The sequence below is a fragment of the Microbispora sp. NPDC004025 genome (assembly GCF_053604425.1).
The window spans coordinates 642734-660504 of record NZ_JBSGHN010000002.1; the positions used below are offsets into that span (position 1 = coordinate 642734).

Consider the following 17771-nt stretch of genomic DNA (forward strand, 5'->3'; position numbering starts at 1 on the left):
TCTGCATGGCTGACATATCGTCAGCCCATGACAATCAGTGACGACATCGCTTCATGCCGTAACTGGAAGTCCGTGCTCCGGCATGACGTGCCCGCTTCGCTGGTGGTCTTCCTGGTGGCGGTGCCGCTGTCGCTCGGCATCGCGGTCGCGTCGGGCGCTCCGGTGGCGGCGGGGCTCGTCGCCGCCGTGGTCGGCGGCGTGGTGGCCGGCGCTCTCGGCGGGTCCGTCGTCCAGGTGAGCGGCCCGGCCGCCGGGCTCTCCCTGGTCGTCGCCGAGCTCGTGCACACCTACGGCTGGCGCGCCACCTGCGCCATCACCGTCATGGCCGGCGTCCTCCAGCTGGGGCTCGGCTGGCTGAAGGTGGCGCGGGCGGCCCTCGGGGTCTCCCCCGCCGTCGTCCACGGCATGCTCGCCGGGGTCGGCGTGGTGATCGCGCTGTCCCAGCTGCACATCGTGCTCGGCGGCTCGCCGCAGCGCTCCGCGCTGGAGAACGTCGTGGAGCTCCCCGCCCAGATCCTCGACAACCACACGCACGCAGTCGTGATCGGCGTGCTGACGATCGGGGTCCTGCTCGTGTGGGGGCGCCTCCCCCGGCTGCGCGCCGTACCCGCCCCGCTGGCCGCGCTGATGGTCGCCGCGCTGACGGCCGCGCTCACGGGCTGGGACCTGACGAAGGTGGACCTGAAGGGCGGGTTCTCCTCGGTCGAGGCGCCGCTGATGCCGCAGGGCGACTGGCACGCGATCGCCGGAGCCGTCCTGCTCGTCGCCCTCCTCGCCGGGGTGGAGTCGCTGCTGACCTGCGTGGCCTCCAACCGCCTGCACGACGGTCCGCGCGCCGACCTCGACCGCGAGCTGACCGCGCAGGGAGCGGCCAACATCGTGTCCGGCGCCCTCGGCGGCCTCCCGGTGGCGGGCGTCGTCGTCCGCACGACGACCAACGCGCGGGCGGGCGCGCGCAGCCGCTGGTCCACCGTGCTCCACGGGGTGTGGGTGCTGCTGTTCACCGCGGTCTTCGCCTGGATGATCGCGTTGATCCCGCTGGAGGCGCTCGCGGCGCTGCTGCTGTTCATCGGGGTGCAGATGGTCAACCTCGGGCACGTCCGCAACCTGCGCAGCCACCGCGAGATCCCGATCTACTTCGTGACGATGGCCGGGGTCGTGCTGATCGGCCTCGCCGAGGGCGTGGCGATCGGCCTCGGGCTGGCCGCCCTGCTGGCCCTGCGCCGCCTGGCCTGGGTCTCGGTCGACGTACGGCAGGCGGGCGAGCGGCGATGGCGGGTCGTCGTCACCGGGTCGCTGACGTTCCTCGGCGTGCCCCGGCTGACCGAGGCGCTGCGCGGCATCCCCGCGGGGTCCGCGGTCGAGCTGGACCTGCACCTGGACTTCATGGACAACGCCGCCTTCGAGGCCCTGCACGCCTGGCGGCTGGAGCACGAACGCGCCGGCGGCGTCATCGACGTGGACGAGCCGCACGGCGAGTGGTACTCCGCCGCGATCAGCGGTGCCCGCCTGTACCCGGCCAGGATCCCGCCCCGGCACGACCGCTGGTGGCTGCCCTGGGCCTACCGGCGCCGCTCCCGCCCGATGGGCTCCTACTCCGGGGACGCCGCCTCCTGCGAGGTGACCGGCGCCAACGGCGCGGGCGGTGGCGACCACGACGGTGTCACCGCGATCCCCGGACCGCAGGGCGTGCCCGACCTGCTGGAGGGGGCGCGGGAGTTCCAGCGCCGGACCGCGCCGATGGTCCGCCCGCTGCTCCACCGCATGGCCCGTAAGCAGTCGCCGTCACATCTGTTCATCACCTGCGCGGACTCCCGCATCGTGCCGAACATCATCACCGCGAGCGGCCCCGGCGACCTGTTCACGCTGCGCAACATCGGCAATCTCGTGCCGCGCGCGGGCGCCGTTCCCGCGGACGACTCGGTCGCGGCCACGATCGAGTACGCCGTGAAGGTGCTCGAGGTGCGCATGATCACGGTCTGCGGGCACTCCGGCTGCGGCGCGATGGCCGCCCTGCTCGGCGAGGTGCCCGATCTGCCCGCGCTGCGCAGCTGGCTGCGGCACGGGCGGCAGAGCCTGGCCCGGTTCGTGGCCGAGGAACGGACCGAGGACGACGCCGGCCCACTCGACCGGCTCTGCCGGGTCAACGTGATCCAGCAACTCGACAACCTGCGGACCCACCCGTTCGTGGACACCCTCGTACGGGCGGGCATGCTGGAGCTCACGGGCCTGTACTTCGACATCGGCGCGGCGCGGGTGCACGTGCTGGAGCAGGAGCGCTTCACGCCGGTTCCCGAGCTGCGCACCGGCTGAGCCCGGCCCGGTCACGGTCACGGGTCTCGGTCTCGGCCGGGGAACGGCCGTACGGCGGCTCGCCGGGACCGTCCGGCGGGCCGCCTTCCGCTGTGAGCGGATCATGTCCGCCGACCGTGAAAGGGGGCAGACGCCCGGCGCGGGCGGGCCAAGGATGTCCGTATGAAAATTCTGGTCATCGGCGGTTCGGTCTTCCTCGGACGCGCCATCGTGGAGGAGGCGCTGCGGCGCGGGCACGAGGTCACGACCTTCAACCGCGGCAGGAGCGGGACCGACCTGCCGGGCGTGGAGGCGGTCCGCGGCGACCGTGAGGTCACCGGCGACCTGCAGTGGCTCGCGGACGGCAGGCAGTGGGACGCGGTCGTCGACGTGTGCGGATTCGTCCCCCGCGTCGTCCTGGAGTCGGTCCGCACGCTGTCGGGGCACGCCTCGCACTACACGTTCATCTCCAGCATCTCCGCCTATCGGGACTGGCCCGAGAAGCAGGGGGTCGACGAGACCTTCCCCCTGTTCGACTGCCCGCCGGACGCGGACGCCGAGTTCGGCGACTACGGCGTGCTGAAGGCCGGCTGCGAGCGGGCGGTCGAGCAGCACTTCGACGGCGGCGCACTGGTCATCCAGCCCGGCCTGATCCTCGGGCCACACGAGAACGTGGGCCGGCTGCCCTGGTGGCTCACCCGGATCTCCCGGGGTGGACGGGTGCTCGCCCCCGGCGACCCGGACCGGCCGATGCAGCTCATCGACGCCCGCGACATCGCGGCCTTCACCCTCGACCAGGTGGCGAGGGGGACGACCGGCCGCTACATGACCGGCGGGGTGCGGGGGAACGCCACCTTCGGCGGCTGGCTGAACGACTGCGCCGAGGTCACGGGCTCCGACGCGGAGTTCGTCTGGGCCGGCGACGAGTTCCTGCTCGACCAGGGCGTGCAGCAGTGGACCGAGCTTCCCCTGTGGTCGGCCGCCGGGGAGAGCGAGGGCGTGTGGACCCACTCCTCCGCGAAGGCCGTCGCCGCGGGCCTCACCTGCAGACCGGTACGGGAGACCGTGCGCGACACCTGGGAGTGGCTGAAGGACATCCCCGAGGAGCGGCGCAGCTTCGGCGGCGTCCGGCTGAGCCACGGCATCGACCCGGAGAAGGAGGCGCGCATCCTCGCCGCGTGGGACGCCCGCTCCTGACCGCCACCGGCCTTCCCCGCGCGGCGGAGCGCGACCGCGCGGGGCCGTAGGCTGTCGGTCATGATCTGGGTGGTATCGGCTGTGGCCGTACTGGTCGTGTTGGGGGCGCTCGGCGTGGCCGGCCGCCTGCCGGGCATCCCGCCCCGGCGGTCCACGCCGCGCCCCTCGGGGGGCCGCCGCACCGTGGACCGCCGCTCTGGGGACCGCCGCACCGTGGACCGCCGCTCTGGGGGCCGCGGCGGCGGGCAGACACGGCCCGCGGGACAGGGCACGGCCGGGACCACGCGGCCGGGCACCGGGTCCGGGAGCGGCCCCGGCACGAGGCGCGGCTCCGCCGGCCACGCCTCCGGGACCGGCGGCGGCCGCCGGGCGACGGGCGGCGACGCGGGCGGACGCGAGGGTGCGGCCACGCAGGCCGGACCGCGTCCCGGTGAGATCTGGTGGGCCGACGTGCCCTACGAGGACGGGCCGGGCCACAAGGTGCGCCCGTGCGTGGTGCTCAGGACCCACCGGGGCGGCGCCGAGGTCCTGAAGATCACGAGCCAGGACCGCAGCGACCGCGACGACCACGTGGAGATACCCACCCGTACCTGGGATCCCGACGCCGACCACAACAGCTTCCTCGACCTCACCGGGCCGGTCCGCGTCCCCGTCGCCGACTTCCAGGACAGGGCGGGCACGCTCGACGCGCGCGTCTGGCGGCAGGTCTGCCGCCTCCACGAGATCAGCCCGAACTGACCCCACCCCACCCCGTGCCACCCCGGTTTGCACCGGTGCGTGCCGTCAGCGCGGTGACGCGGGCCCTTCCGCGTCGCCGCGCGGCGGCAGACCCGCGGCGATTCCGTCGAGCAGCCGGTCCAGGCCGTAGGCGAAGCGGTCGTCGGCGCCGGTGTACCGCCGCCCGCCCTCCTTCGTCATCCGTTCCAGCATGGGGTAGTTCCCCGTCGCGATGAGCGACTGGATGTAGGACAGGTGCTGCGCCAGCCGCTGCGCCAGCGTGAGCCCCGACCGCCGGAGCGCCTCGCCTTCGGCCAGTTCGCTCTGTATGTAGCCGTTCACGTACGCGAAGACCGCGCCCACGAGGGTCAGCATCTCGTCGACGCTCAGGCCGAGGCCGTCGAGCATGCCGAGGGCGGTCTCCGTGAGGCGCGCGCTGTTCGGGCCGACCTGCGGACGCCCGGCCGCCAGCGGCGCGAGCCACGGGTGGCGGAGCATGGTGCGCCGGGCCTGCCAGGCGAGCAGGCGCAGCCCCTCGGCCCAGTCGTCCGGCGGATCCTGATCCTCCGGCAGGTACTCCCGCACCACGGTGTCGAGCATGAGGTCGAGCACCTCGTCCTTGCCCGTCACGTAGCGGTACAGGGACATCGTGCCCGCCCCGAGATCGGCGGCCAGCCGCCGCATGGAGATGGCCTCCAGTCCCTCGGCGTCGGCGATCCTGATCGCGGCCTCCGCGAGAGCGGCACGGCTGAAGCTCGGCCGCGGCCCCCGCGCCGGGCGCTCGGGTCGCATCCACAGGTTCTCGTGGCCCGTCATGTTTCATCGCCCCAGGTCGTCGCGCTATTGCGTACACCGTACCGGGTGGGTAGGCTCGCACCACAAAAGTGAGTACGTCGTACTCAGTTTTCGGCCGCCCGTCGAGGGGACTCCCCATGCCCGCAATCCTCGCCATGGACGACTTCACGGCTCCCGGCGTCGAGCTGTTCGACTTTCCGCCGCTCTGGCCCGGCGCGCCGTACTGGCTGACCAAGCCCGTGGTGCTGGCCGTGGTCGGCGTGGTTCTGCTGTGCGCGCTCGCCTGGGGCGCCTTCGCGCGGCCGTCGCTCGTCCCCCGCGGCCTGCAGCACTTCGGCGAGTACGGCTACCTGTTCGTGCGCGACCAGGTGGCCCGGCCTTTCCTCGGTGCGGACGCCGAGCGCTGGATGCCGTTCCTGCTCAGCCTCTTCTCGGTGATCCTGCTGTGGAACCTGTTGGGCGTGATCCCGGGAGTGCAGTTCCCGGTGAACTCCCACATCGCGTTTCCGGTGGTGTTCGCCCTGGTCGTGTACGTGATCAAGCTCTACCTCGGCTTCCGGCACCACGGGGTGGGCGGATATCTCAAGAGCCTGATGTTCCCGCCCGGCCTGCCGAAGCCGGTCGCGCTGGTCCTGTACGCGCCGCTCGAACTGCTCTACACGTTCGTCACCTCGCCGTTCACGCACGCCATACGGCTGTTCGCGAACATGTTCGCGGGGCACCTGCTGCTGGCGTTCTTCAGCGCGGTGGGATTCTGGTTCCTCGTCGAGCACCCCACGGTGCCCGGGGTCCCGGTGGGTCTGCTCAGCGTGGCCATGGCCGTCGTGATGACCGCCCTGGAGATATTCATCCAGTTCCTGCAGGCGCTGCTGTTCACCATGCTGGCGGCCATGTACATCGGCAACGCCCTGCATCCGGACCACTGAGCCGGGGATTCGTACTCACCGGTAACTGAGTAGGGACGCTCATGTCCCGGCAGGCGTACGCACGGATCATGACATCCATGACGAAACCGGTGAGACCCTCAACAACGACGGCCTTCTATGCCCAGGCCGTCATCTCATTCGCGATCTCCCTCGCGGGCCTGGCGGCCGGCATCCTCTACCTTCCGGTCACGTCCTGGGTGCGCTCCTTCCTCGCCCTCGGGCTGATGTACGTGGTGACCTCCACGTTCACGCTGGCCAAATGCGTACGGGACCGGCAGGAGGAGTCGACCGTCGTCAGCCGGGTGGACCAGGCCCGGCTCGACAAACTCCTGGCCGAGCACGACCCCTTCCGGACCGACTGACAGGACCGATCGACCAGGCGGCGGCACAGGCTGGACCTTCATGGCCTCGGCGAGGCGAGCGGGTGGAGCACACGGGGAACCGTCCGCGACCTTAGCAGTCCCGTAGCACTTCATCCCTCTATGTGACGAAGTGTTATCAGTTGCTAAGTGACTTCTTGACACAGATGGCACCACTATCGCCTAATTCCATCGAAAGTGTCAGCGATGCCATAGAAAGCATCATCTGTCCCGATCCGCTGCCTTCACACCGGACTGAGCGCCCCGCGTCTCCGCCCGGCAGACGCCACGTCGTCCCGGCCGGCTCGTCGCCGCGCCCACGGAGGCGCAGCCACCTCGGCGCGAACGGGACGTCATCACCGATAGGGGAACCATGACCGAGGTAGGCAGGGGCACGAGGCGGAGCCTGTTCTCCCGGCGCGCCTTCACCACGGCCGCGACCGCTGCCGCGTTCGCCCCGCTGGTCATGTCCGGCCAGGCGAGCGCGGCGCCGGTGGACAGGACCGCGACCGCACCCACCGGCGCCGGAAACCCGCGCCGCATCACCCTCTACGCGGAGAACCTGCCGAACGGCGAGATGGGCTACGGCCTGGAGCCGGGCAAGGCGACGATCCCCGGACCGCTCATCGAGATGGTCGAGGGCGAGACCCTCGAGGTCGAACTGGTCAACAACGCCGACGTGACCGTGAGCCTCCACGTCCACGGCGTGGACTACGAGGTGACCAGCGACGGCACGCGTATGAACGACAGCGTGGTGGAGCCGGGAGGCCGGCGCATCTACGTCTGGCGCACCCACGCGCAGGGCCGCCGCCCCGGCGGGACCATCGAGCCCGGCAGCGCGGGCTACTGGCACTACCACGACCACGTGGTGGGCTCCGACCACGGCACGGGAGGCATCAAGAAGGGCCTCTACGGGCCGCTGGTGGTCCGGCGGAAGGGCGACGTGCTGCCGGACAAGACGTTCACCGTCGTCTTCAACGACGTGCTGATCAACAACCGCAAGGGGGAAGGGCCGCACTTCCTCGCCAAGATCGGCGAGCGGGTGGAGTTCATCGTGATCACCCACGGGAGCGCCTTCCACACCTTCCACATCCACGGGCACCGGTGGGCCGACAACCGCACCGGCCTGCTGGAAGGCCCTCAGGACGTGAGCCGGATCATCGACACCAAGACCACCGGCCCGGCCGAGTCGTTCGGCTTCCAGGTGATCGCCGGGGAGCGCGTCGGCCCGGGGGCGTGGATGTACCACTGCCATGTCCAGAGCCACTCCGACATGGGGATGGCCGGGGTGTTCATGGTGGCCGACGAGAACGGCGACGTTCCCGGCCACGACATGGGCGGGATGACCCCCGGTCCCGGCATGGGCACCATGCCGCACTGATCCCGTCCCGCCCTCGTGGGCGCCGGGCGGGCCCGTTCGCGACGCGGGCTCGCCCGGTGTCTGTGGGGGCGGGACGCCCGTGCCGCCGGGCGGCAAGGTCAGTAGCCTGCGGCCATGAACAGCGACATGGACGAGCGTGGGCGATCGGCTCTCGCCGCCGCCGCACCTGAGGCGGTTCTCGACTACTACCTGATCACGGCCGGGACGGACGCGGAGGGAGTCGTCGTCGAGGAGTTCGCCCTGGCCGGCGACTTCAGGACCATCGGCCTGGACACCGCCGGGTGGACCGCGGCCGACGGCGTGTGGTGGAGTTCGGCGGCCTTCGGGCGCGCGATGCGCGAGGATCCCGGCCTGCGCGCCCGCGCGCGGGCGGTGAGCCGCACCGAGGCCGAGGCGGCGTACCACGCTCTCGGCGGGGGCGAGCTGCCCGGCGAGGCGTGGCTGCGGGCGATGTTCCACGACCGCCTGCCTCTGCCGGACTCGCCTCCCCTGCGCCTCAGTCCGCCGCAGGCGCCGGAGGGGTTCCACGACACCCGGGTCTACCGCCTGCTGTTCGCCGGCGAGCCCAGCCTTCCCCGCCTCGCGGAGGTGGTGACGCTCGCGGCGGAGGCCGGCGACCCGCGGACCCGGGTCGTCGGCACGGGTGCGCTGCGCACCGCCTCGGACGTCTTCACCTGGGACGTACGCCGGATCGGGCCCGGCGCCGCCTGCTCCGTCGACCTCACCGCCCATCTGGGAACCGCGTCCGGCGAGGCCCTCGGGCCGCTGTTGCGGCGGTTGACGACGGTCATGCGTCACGCGGGCCCCGTCCCCGTGACCGTCGAGCGCTTCTCCTGACCGCGCAGGCCGTACGGCACCTCGGCAGGCACTTCGGCCGGCACCGCGGCCGACACCGCGGCCGGATCGTCGCCCGACTCCGTTCCACGATCGGCCGGCGACTGTCTGTAACGTCAGGGCACGTCGCCACGACATCCGGATGAGCGTCCACGTCGGGTGCCTCCCGACTCGGCCACGGGGACGGACACATGGAACTTCGCCATTTCCGGTATTTCGTGGCAGTCGCCGAATACGGCGGCTTCACCCGGGCCGCGGTCCGCCTGCACGTGTCGCAGCCGACGCTCAGCCAGCAGATCCGGGACCTGGAACGTCACGTGGGCACCCCACTGCTGGTCCGGGGCCCGTCCGGGACCCGGCTCACCCCGGCCGGGGCCGTCTTCTACGAGCGGATCCGCGGCGTGCTGCACGCCGTGGACGAGGCGGCCTCCACCGCCCGATACGTGGGCGGCCTGCGGGAGGGCACGCTGCGGGTGGGCGTGGCGCTGCCCATGCCGCGTGGGATCCACCTCACCGTGCTCACCGCGTTCGCCGACGCCTATCCGGAGGTGGAGGTGAGCCCCCGGCAGCTCAGCCTGGTCGACTTCGACCGGCCGCTGATCGACAGCGAGATCGACGTGGCGCTGATGTTCATGCCGGTGGACCCGGAACACCTCGCCTGGGAGCCGGTGCTCACCGAACCGCGGGGGCTCGCCGTGTCCACTGGGCACGATCTGTGGGACGTGGACGCCGTCCACTTCACGGACGTGCTCGGCCAGTCCTTCGCCCTGGTGCACGCCGACGTCCCGACCCGGATGGTGCGCTGGTGGACGATGGACGAGCAGCGCAACGACGAGCCGCCCCGGCACCGCGGCGCGCCCGGCGCCACCCCCGAGGAACTGCTGCTCAGCGTGCGCCTGAACCGGGTGGTGTGCCCGGGCCCGTACAACTTCAGGGACACCGCGCTGCCGACCGGCCTGCGGATGATCGAGCTCACCGGCCTGCCGCCGGCGATGGTCGTCGCGGCCCGCCGGCGCGAGGACCGGGGCGGACTCGCCGAGGCGTTCTGCTCGCTCGCGGCCCGGACCGTCCGCGGGCTGGCCCGCTCCGCCCCGGGTGTGGTGCCCGCCTCCTGCGAACTGGGCGACCTGCGGGCATAGCCGTCGCCTATGCCCCATAGGCAGGCCGTCTTCGACCTCGCCGCCACCCCGGCCGATCCTGACTCATGAGCCGGGGTTCGAAAGGCCCGTCGATCAGACTCGTCCGGGGAGTGCAATGGATGCGCTTGCGCTGGCCGCCGCCACCGCATTGGTAAGTGTGCTGGCGACCGAGGGATGGCAGGACGGCCGCAGGGCCGTCGTCGCGCTGTGGCGGCGCGCCCGTCCGGAGCAGGCGCCGGCGGTCGAGGCCGATCTCGCGGAGGCCCGTACGGAACTGCTGGCCGCCCGGGAAGCGGGCGACGAGCAGGCCGAACAGGCCCTGGTGGTGGAGTGGCGGCAACGCCTGCACCGGCTGGCGGCCGCCGACCCCGAGGCCGCCCGGGAGCTGCGCCGGATCGTCGACGACGAGCTCACCCCGCTGCTGCCCCCGGACGGACGGCGGATCACCGTCACCCAGAACGCCACGGTCACCGGGTTCGGCCGTGTCAACCAGGCGGGCCGCGACATCCGGATCGGCCGGGAGTGAGCCAGGAGACCGACACCGGCCCTGACGAGGTGCGGCAGGAGGCGCGTGTCTTCGGTCTGGGCTGGATCCTCCAGGCCGGCCGCGACCTGATCATCCATCTGGCCGTCGACTTCAAGCCCCTGGTCCTCGCCGTCGCCGCGGCCGCTCTCATCGGCGGCGGGGGCTGGGCGACGGTGAACTGGCTGATCCCCGCTCTGTCCCCCGCGTACAAGACCCAGTTCCTCATCGACACCAGCGCGGACGCCACCGACATCGCCGGGGCGCTGCGGGCCGCCGTGGGCAACTCCGCAGACGACGACGCGCTGGGCCTGCGCGGCTTCGGCGGCGAGTGCGGCCGGGACGGCAACACCACCCGGCTGGTGGACTTCGGCACCGGCAACGGGAGCCAGATCACCGACGCGGCGGGCCGGGTGTCCCCGGGCGGCAGGCCGACGATGGTGAAGGGCATCGTCGAGGCGGCCGGCGACTTCTCCGGGTTCTGGCCGCTGCGCGCCACCCGGGTCAACCGGGTCATCGTCGTCACACGTCACGGCGCGGACGCCTGCGACGCCGAGTACGCCGAGGACGAGATCCGGCAGCGCATCGCCTCGGCCGGCCTGAAGATCCAGTTCCGGCTGGTCGGGCATCAGGTGCCGGAGGACCAGCGGGGCCGGCTCAGCCGGATCGCCTCGGCCGCCGGCGCGCCGGAGCCCGTCTTCACCGAGACCCCGGAGCAACTGCGGGCGGCACTGGACTGGCTCACCAACACCGAACCGGTGCGGGCGAACGCCTACGAGGTGATCCGCGTCCTCGACCCCACCGCGAAACGGGTCGACGCCGCGGTGAAGGCGATCGGCGCAGGCCGGCTCGACGTGGCCGAGCGCGAGCTCGACCGGGCCGGGACGGGCGACGCCGACGCCGACGCGCAACTCAAGGTGCTCGCCGACCGGGCGAGAACCCCGGCCACCCGGGATATCCACCGCAGGGCCATCGGCCTGCGTGACCTGCAGAAGGAGCTCGTCCCCGCCGCCAGGGACCTGCTCGACGCGGCCCGGTCGAGGACCGCCGCGGCCACGCGCTACAACGCCATCGCCGACCGCTACAACGACGAGGTGGACGCCATGAACAGGGCACTCGCCGCGCTCCGGCTCACCCTGCCGAAGGCCCCGCGGTGACCGGGCCGCGCAGGAGGGGCCGGCGCGTGGTGGCGTCGCTGCTCGCCGTCGCCCTTGTGGTCGCGGGCGCGGGCGCCTACGTCTGGATCGCGCTGGTTCCCGACTACCGCACAACGTTCCTGGTGGACGCCTCAGCGGGCCCGGCCGGCCGGTTCGGCGCGATCGCCGCCGCCGTGGGCTCCGCGGCCCGCAACTCCGGAGACGGCGACGCGCTCTCGGTGCGCCGGTTCGGCGGCACCTGCGGCGCCACCGGCACCACCGCCGAGGTCGTGCCCGCCGGCCGGGGCCAGGGCGAGCGGATCGCCGCCGCGGCGCGCGCCCTCACCCCGTCCGGCGCGGCGACTCTGGGGGACGGCGTCCTCGCGGCGATCGGCGACTTCTCCGGGCTGTATCCCTTCCGCGGCAAGAAGGTCAACCGGATCGTCGTGGTGACCGGCCACGGCGAGGACGCCTGCGCCCAGGACCAGGCCGCGCTGCGGAAAACCATCCGGGACAGGATCGCCGCCGCCGGGCTGACCCTGGAGTTCCGGTTCGTCGGCTACAAGGTGCCGAAGGGCCGACAGGACGGCCTGCGGCAACTCGCCGCCACCGCGGGGGCGCCCGAACCCCGGTTCGCCACGTCGGCCGAGGACCTCACCGCGGTGCTGCACAAGCTGACCGTCCCCGGCCCCGACGGTGCCAGCCACGTGACGGTCCCGGGTGACACTCCGGCCCCCGAACCGAGCGAGGAGAAGAAGCAGTACGACTTCTTCGTCCTGATGCTCACCGGGTGGGGTGTGAAGGTGTCCGGCGCTCCGGTGAGCTGCGCCGCGAAGACCAAAGAGATCTCCACGGACAAACAGCGGTGCCGGTTCAAGCTGGCCGAGGGGCAGCGGATCCGGCTCACCGCAACGATTCAGGGCCCGGACCCCGACCCGCTGCGGGCCGAGAACAATCCCTACTATCGGCCGATGAAGACCCCTTACTGGTATGGCTGCGACGAGGGGCCGAGATCGCGCACCTGCACCGTGACCATGGACGCCGAGCGCGTGTCGAAGCCGGTCGACACCTCCGCGGAGACCCCCACCACGTCCCGGCTGGCCTGCGTGGCCACCGAGGACCTGGCGGCGCCCGGGGGCGGTATGGTCACCTGCGCGGCACTCACCGGCGCGCCGCCGCCCCCGAGGCCGAGGATCACCTATGCCGACGGCTCGGTGGACGCTCCGCCGGGCTGAGGCCCCAGAGCCGGACGGCTCGTGCTCACCGGGTACGGGCCACGTCTTCTTCCCTCCGGGGTGCGGATGCTCGGCGAGAACCGCCGGTCAGGCCAGGGGCAGCCGGACGACGAAGGCCGCGCCGCCGGCCGGCGACCGCTCGACGTGCACCTGGCCCCCGTGGCCGTACGCGATGTTCCGCACGATCGCCAGGCCGAGGCCGGTTCCGCCGCGATCGCGGGAGCGGGCGGCGTCGAGACGGGTGAAGCGGTCGAAGATCCGCTCACGGTCCTCCTCCCCGATCCCGTCTCCGTCGTCGGCGACGACGAGCTCCGCGGTGCCGGCCACACGCTGGACCTGGACGAGCACGCGGGTCTTGGCGTGTCTCTGCGCGTTGTCGAGCAGTTCGGAGAGCATCCGCCGCAGCCGGGCTTCCAGGCCGCGGACCATGACCCCGGGGTCGGCCCGCACCTTGACGTCGAGCCTGTCGGTACGCTGGGCCAGCTCGCTCTGCACGAGCTGTCCGAGGTCCAGCAGGGCCGGCTCAGCCGGCTGCGCGGCCGCCTGGAGCCGGGCCAGCAGGTACAGATCGTCGACCAGCGCCTGCAGCCGCTCCACATCGTTGAGCGCCCGTTCGAGCAGGTCGTCCACATCGATGTCGGCGGGATGCAGCCGGGCCTCCTCCAGCTGTGCCCGCAGCCCCGCGATCGGCGTGCGCAGCTCGTGTGACACGTCGGCCTCGAATCGCCGCTGCCAGTCGATGGCCCGATACAGCTTGCCGCACATGCTGTCGATGCCGTGCTTCACGCTGCGCTCCAGCTCATCGAGATCGCCGAGGCAGTCACGTAGGTGGTGGAGGGATGTCACGTCTGCGAAGTTCCCTGCCCCACCCGCGACGATTCCCAGCAGAATTTAAAATCGCACGCCGGACGCTCGTCGTACGAGGGCCGTGGGCTCTCGCCGGCGAGGTGAAGCCGGTGGACGGGCCGAGCCTCCACCGCGGCCCCGCTGCCCGAACGGTCACTGCTCGCGCATGCCCCAGGCAGAGCCGTACTCGGTGAGCAGGTCGAGGAAGGGCCGGGGCGGCAGGGCCTCCGGCCCCAGGACGCCGGCGCCGGACCAGACGCCGGTGGCCATCAGTTCGAGGGCCACGACCGGGTTGACGGCGGTCTGCCATACCACCGCCTGCGAGCCGTACTCGCGCATGGACCACTCGTTGTCGACCACGTGATACAGGTAGACCTCGCGCGGACCGCCGTTCCCGGTGCCCTTGACCCAAGTGCCCGCGCACGTCTTGCCGCGCATGCGATCCCCGAGGGTCGCCGGGTCGGGCAGGCACGCCGCGACCACGTCACGCGGGGAGACCTTGACGGTGGTGCCACCCTCGGCGACGACCTGGACCGGTTCGGTGCGGTCAAGACCCAGCAGGTGCAGGGTCCGCAGCGTGTCGATGAACTCCGCGCCCAGCCCGTACTTGAAGGTCACCCGCTCGGCGTCGACCCAGCGCGGCACGAGCAGGACCTCCTCGTGCTCCACGTTGACGCACTCGACCCGGCCGATGCCCTCGGGGAAGTCGAACACCTCCGGCTCGCTGAAGGGAGGTGTGGTGAACCAGCCCCGGCCCGCCTCGTACACGACCGGGGGGTTGAGACACTCCTCGATCGTGGTCCAGATGCTGAAGGACGGCGCGAAGTCGTACCCGTCGACCGTGAGGTTGGCGCCGTCGCGGATGCCGATCTCCTCGATGTGGTCGAAGAGCTCGTCGGCGGCGTACCGGGCGAAGACGTCCGACAGCCCCGGCTCCACACCCATGCCGACCAGTGCGAGCCTGCCCGCCTTCTCCCACTCGGCGGCCATCTCGAACTGGGCGTCCCCCAGTTTGACCCCGCACACCTCGTGCGGGCGCTCCGGATCGGGCCGCGACAGGGACATCGCCATGTCCAGGTAGTGCGCTCCGGCCGACAGCGCGGCCCGGAACAGCGGCATCACGAACCGCGGGTCGGTGGCGTTGAGCAGGACGTCGCAGCGGTGCTCGGCCAGCAGCGCCGCCACCGCGGCCTCGTCGCTCGCGTCCACCCGTCGGGCGCTGAAGCGCGCGCCCTCCTCCCCGAGTGCGGCGACCGCCGCCTCCGCACGGGACAGGTCGTAGTCGGTTACGACCATGTGGTCGAAGAAGGACCGGCGGGCCGCGATCCGGGTGATCGCCGTACCCACCCCACCGGCGCCGACGAGCAGAACACGCATGACAAAACTCTCCCTTTCCAGGACAAAACGCCTTGGCATGCCCGATCCAACGGCACCGTCACTGATAACGTCAATGGTGTTGGCATAAGCCGTGAGGCGGAGAGGAGGAAGGCGTGCCCAAGCCCGTGGTCCCGGAACCGGCGCGCAGACGGCGCCGCCCCACGAAGAACGGGGTGGTCCTCTCGGAGGACCTGATCGTGCGGACCGCCCTGCGCATGCTGCGCGAACACGGCTCCGCCGGATTGACCGTACGGCGGCTCGGCATCGCCCTGGGCGCCGACCCCAGCACGCTCTACCGCTACTTCGCCGGAATCGACGACCTCACCCTGGCCATCGGCGACATGCTCATCGGGCGTGCCATGGCCGGCTGGCGCGGCACCGGCGACTGGCGCGCCGACCTACGCGAACTGGGCCTGCTCATCCACGCCGCCTACCTCGAACATCCCCAGGCCGCGGTGCTGACCGCCAGCCGGATCAGCGGCAAGTCCCACGAGATCGCGGCCGACGAGGCGATCCTCGGGCTACTGCGGGGCGCCGGGTTCCCCGACCGTGAGGCGGTCCGCGTCTACCACACCTTCATCGACATGACGCTGGCCTTCGCCGCGCTGGACGCGGCCTCCCTCGCACTGCCGGAACAGGCACGCAGGGCGGACGAGGAGATCTGGCAGGCGACCTACGCCCGCCTGCCCGCGGCCACCCACCCCAACATCGCGGCGGTCGCACCTCTGCTGATCGCCGACATGAACGACAGCGCCTACCCCGCCGCTCTGGACATGCTGCTCGACAGCGCCCTGTCACGCCTCGACGCCGGCTCCGGACACTCCTGACCGCCGACCACAGACATCCGGTCGTGGGCTTCTCGTGCCGATGCCGGACAGCCGGGCTGTTCGCGCTATCGCGGGGGCAGAACGCAGAACTCGTTACCGTCGGGGTCGGCCATGACCACCCAGCCGGCCTCGCCCTGACCGATGTCGACGCGCTTCGCGCCCAGGGAGACGAGGCGGTCGACCTCCGCTTGCTGATCACCGCCGGCGGGTGGAGCGATGTCGAAATGCAGCCGGTTCTTCCCGGGCTTCGGCATCAGCGGCGGACCACCCCAGGTGATCTTCGGACCGCCGTGCGGCGAGCGGATCGCGGTCTCCTGGTCCTGGTCCCAGACCAGCGGCCAGCCCAGCGCCTCGCTCCAGAAATACCCGACCTCCTGCGAACCGTCGCAGGAGACCGCCCCGATGAATCCGCAGTCGGCGAGGAACTTGTTGTCCGGCCCGATGACGCAGAACTCGTTGCCTTCGGGGTCCGCGAGCACGACGTGATCGTCCTCCGGGCTCTGCCCGACGTCGATGTGCCGGCCGCCGAGTTCGAGCGCCCTCGCCACCGTCCGCTGCTGGTCTTCGAGGGACGTGCTCGTCAGGTCGAAATGGGCGCGGTTCTGGCCCGACTTCGGCTCCGCTGTCGGCAGGAATCGGATCCGGAACCCGGTGTCGTCGTTCGGCAGGAGCGCGATGTCGTCCTCGGCCGTCTCCCAGCCCAGGACACCGGCCCAGAAGCCCGCGAGACCGAGCGGGTCGTGCGCGTCGAAGCAGAGCGCGACGGGGTGACAGGTCATGCCGCTTCGCACCTCCGATCTGAACGGCAGGGCACGCCCTCCGCGCCCGCAGAGAGGATCAACGCTAGGCGCTCCTGCCCTCGCCGCGCGAAGCATTTTCAGCCGGGCGTTTCTCGCCCCGTACGCGTTCCCGGTCCCCGTTCACGGCTGGACGTCGCTCACCCGGCCGACGTAGCGTGCCGGGTCACCAGGAGTGCCGGGCGAGCGGTCCGCCGTCTGCCGGTGGCGCGGGGAGGCCGGTCGCTGCTCCGGATGCCCGGGCCGCCACCGGTCAGGATGTGAGCCGGGGTAGGGAGGCCGGCGATCGGAGCGGGGCGCCGAGGACGCGGGCACGCAGTCGTACTGCGGGCACGGCGTGGTGAAGCACTGCTTGGGCGAGGGCACACAGACGCGGCCCGGGCCGCAGTCGACCGCCGCACACGGCGATCCGGGACTACACGCATCGGACTCCTGCCCGGCCGGCGTGACGGCGATGACCGCCCGCGCCGAGAGAACTCCCGGCCCCTCGTCCGCCCAGGCCATGGCGGTCGGCGACGCGGCTACGGCCACGCCCACTATCAGGATCAGTTTTCGGAACATGCCTTCCCCCGGCTGTGTGATCGCTTCTACCCCTCGCGATGCTCGCACCGGCCGTTCCCGCTGACGGCAAAACGCCTCTCAGCAAGTCGCATGGCTTGCCGAAGTCCAGACGACCGGCGCTGCCGCACTGGGAGCACCCGGGGCGCGCGTGCCGCTGTACGGCGGTGAGGTCAAGTCGACCGGGATCAAGCTACCTGAGAGAACGCCTGCGTCCGTTGTCTCGCTTGCGGCGTTTCGCAGTAACGTGGCCCCGCAGTGCCCCGGACCGCTACAGACGATCGGCGGGTGGCTCAAGTCTCAGATAGCGGCCCCAGATCCGGGCTTTGCGATAAGGGCCACACCCATCGCTATCTGCCTGCGGCTCATCGAACATGACCCAGTATTCCAATTCACCTGGGTGAGCGTGCGCATGCTGAACCGGCTCGGGCGCGCCCATGTCGTCGATTGTTCCCAGGAACTCCTCCTGCCACGGCCCGCCCCTGACCGAGTCGCGTAGGACCATGACCCGGCTTCCAGGGGGCAACGCACCGGCCGGCCATGATTGGCTCAGGGGACGGCCGAGAATTCGCTCGACGGCTTCTCGGTCTCGAGTCTTGACCGCGTCAGAGTTGGGATCGAAGGGCACGTGGCTCATCTTGCCGGACGTGACGCGATCACACGGCGTAGATCTGATCGGTCCTGCCGGCTGACCTGCGTGGTGGCTCCGCTCGCGCGTTCAGCAGGCCTTTCAGTGCTGCAGTTCTCATTGTTTCGCGTTGCTTTTGGTGACGCTGCTGTTCCGGCTGCTATATCGCTCTCTCCGGTACCGGCAAGCCGGCAAGGGCGAAAG

16 protein-coding genes are annotated in these 17771 nt (G+C 71.5%); 12 read left to right on the plus strand and 4 right to left on the minus strand.

Annotated features, from left to right (window positions below; genetic code table 11):
* Positions 1–27 precede the first annotated feature (27 nt).
* From ACWEQG_RS07275 to ACWEQG_RS07285, 3 genes are all read left to right on the plus strand, one after another.
* On the plus strand, positions 28–2313 hold the full coding sequence (locus ACWEQG_RS07275) for a SulP family inorganic anion transporter (protein ID WP_452282541.1): 2286 nt from the start codon (positions 28–30) through the stop codon (positions 2311–2313).
* A gap of 162 nt (positions 2314–2475) precedes the next feature.
* Positions 2476–3489: an NAD-dependent epimerase/dehydratase family protein gene (locus ACWEQG_RS07280; protein WP_452282543.1), complete on the plus strand. Its 1014-nt coding sequence runs from the start codon at positions 2476–2478 to the stop codon at positions 3487–3489.
* Positions 3490–3549: 60 nt separating this feature from the next.
* Positions 3550–4227: a type II toxin-antitoxin system PemK/MazF family toxin gene (locus tag ACWEQG_RS07285; RefSeq protein ID WP_452282545.1), complete on the plus strand. Its 678-nt coding sequence runs from the start codon at positions 3550–3552 to the stop codon at positions 4225–4227.
* Between the two features lie 45 nt (positions 4228–4272).
* Here ACWEQG_RS07285 and ACWEQG_RS07290 read toward each other — a convergent pair whose 3' ends face one another.
* The gene (locus ACWEQG_RS07290) at positions 4273–5022 is read right to left on the minus strand and encodes a TetR/AcrR family transcriptional regulator (RefSeq protein ID WP_452282547.1); all 750 of its coding nucleotides are present in this window, start codon (positions 5020–5022) and stop codon (positions 4273–4275) included.
* 116 nt (positions 5023–5138) lie between these two features.
* On the opposite strand from ACWEQG_RS07290, the gene atpB reads away from it, so the two are divergent.
* The 8 genes from atpB to ACWEQG_RS07330 all read left to right on the plus strand — a co-directional run bounded on the left by atpB (position 5139) and on the right by ACWEQG_RS07330 (position 12534).
* On the plus strand, positions 5139–5927 hold the full coding sequence (gene atpB, locus ACWEQG_RS07295; RefSeq protein ID WP_452282549.1) for a F0F1 ATP synthase subunit A: 789 nt from the start codon (positions 5139–5141) through the stop codon (positions 5925–5927).
* A gap of 77 nt (positions 5928–6004) precedes the next feature.
* A complete protein-coding gene (locus tag ACWEQG_RS07300; RefSeq protein WP_452282551.1) occupies positions 6005–6289 on the plus strand; it encodes a YiaA/YiaB family inner membrane protein in 285 nt (94 codons plus the stop codon).
* A gap of 370 nt (positions 6290–6659) precedes the next feature.
* The gene (locus tag ACWEQG_RS07305; RefSeq protein ID WP_452282553.1) at positions 6660–7667 is read left to right on the plus strand and encodes a multicopper oxidase domain-containing protein; all 1008 of its coding nucleotides are present in this window, start codon (positions 6660–6662) and stop codon (positions 7665–7667) included.
* A 114-nt stretch (positions 7668–7781) separates the two neighbouring features.
* Positions 7782–8504, plus strand: coding sequence for a hypothetical protein (locus ACWEQG_RS07310; protein ID WP_452282555.1), 723 nt, complete (start codon positions 7782–7784; stop codon positions 8502–8504).
* 188 nt (positions 8505–8692) lie between these two features.
* Positions 8693–9640, plus strand: coding sequence for a LysR family transcriptional regulator (locus ACWEQG_RS07315; protein WP_452282557.1), 948 nt, complete (start codon positions 8693–8695; stop codon positions 9638–9640).
* A gap of 115 nt (positions 9641–9755) precedes the next feature.
* Positions 9756–10166, plus strand: coding sequence for a hypothetical protein (locus tag ACWEQG_RS07320; RefSeq protein ID WP_452282559.1), 411 nt, complete (start codon positions 9756–9758; stop codon positions 10164–10166).
* Complete coding sequence (locus tag ACWEQG_RS07325; protein WP_452282561.1) at positions 10163–11320, plus strand: hypothetical protein; 1158 nt, start codon at positions 10163–10165, stop codon at positions 11318–11320. The genes ACWEQG_RS07320 and ACWEQG_RS07325 overlap by 4 nt, the downstream gene beginning before the upstream one ends.
* Before the next feature lie 26 nt (positions 11321–11346).
* Positions 11347–12534 carry a hypothetical protein gene (locus tag ACWEQG_RS07330; RefSeq protein ID WP_452282563.1) on the plus strand — a complete coding sequence of 396 codons (1188 nt, stop codon included), beginning with the start codon at positions 11347–11349 and terminating at the stop codon, positions 12532–12534.
* 87 nt (positions 12535–12621) lie between these two features.
* Here ACWEQG_RS07330 and ACWEQG_RS07335 read toward each other — a convergent pair whose 3' ends face one another.
* A complete protein-coding gene (locus ACWEQG_RS07335) occupies positions 12622–13380 on the minus strand; it encodes a sensor histidine kinase (RefSeq protein WP_452282565.1) in 759 nt (252 codons plus the stop codon).
* A gap of 153 nt (positions 13381–13533) precedes the next feature.
* A complete protein-coding gene (locus ACWEQG_RS07340; RefSeq protein WP_452282567.1) occupies positions 13534–14757 on the minus strand; it encodes a saccharopine dehydrogenase family protein in 1224 nt (407 codons plus the stop codon).
* Between the two features lie 113 nt (positions 14758–14870).
* Between ACWEQG_RS07340 and ACWEQG_RS07345 the strand changes: the two genes are divergently transcribed.
* The gene (locus ACWEQG_RS07345; RefSeq protein ID WP_452282569.1) at positions 14871–15584 is read left to right on the plus strand and encodes a TetR/AcrR family transcriptional regulator; all 714 of its coding nucleotides are present in this window, start codon (positions 14871–14873) and stop codon (positions 15582–15584) included.
* A gap of 65 nt (positions 15585–15649) precedes the next feature.
* Here ACWEQG_RS07345 and ACWEQG_RS07350 read toward each other — a convergent pair whose 3' ends face one another.
* The gene (locus ACWEQG_RS07350; protein WP_452282571.1) at positions 15650–16363 is read right to left on the minus strand and encodes a VOC family protein; all 714 of its coding nucleotides are present in this window, start codon (positions 16361–16363) and stop codon (positions 15650–15652) included.
* Positions 16364–17771: the final 1408 nt, after the last annotated feature.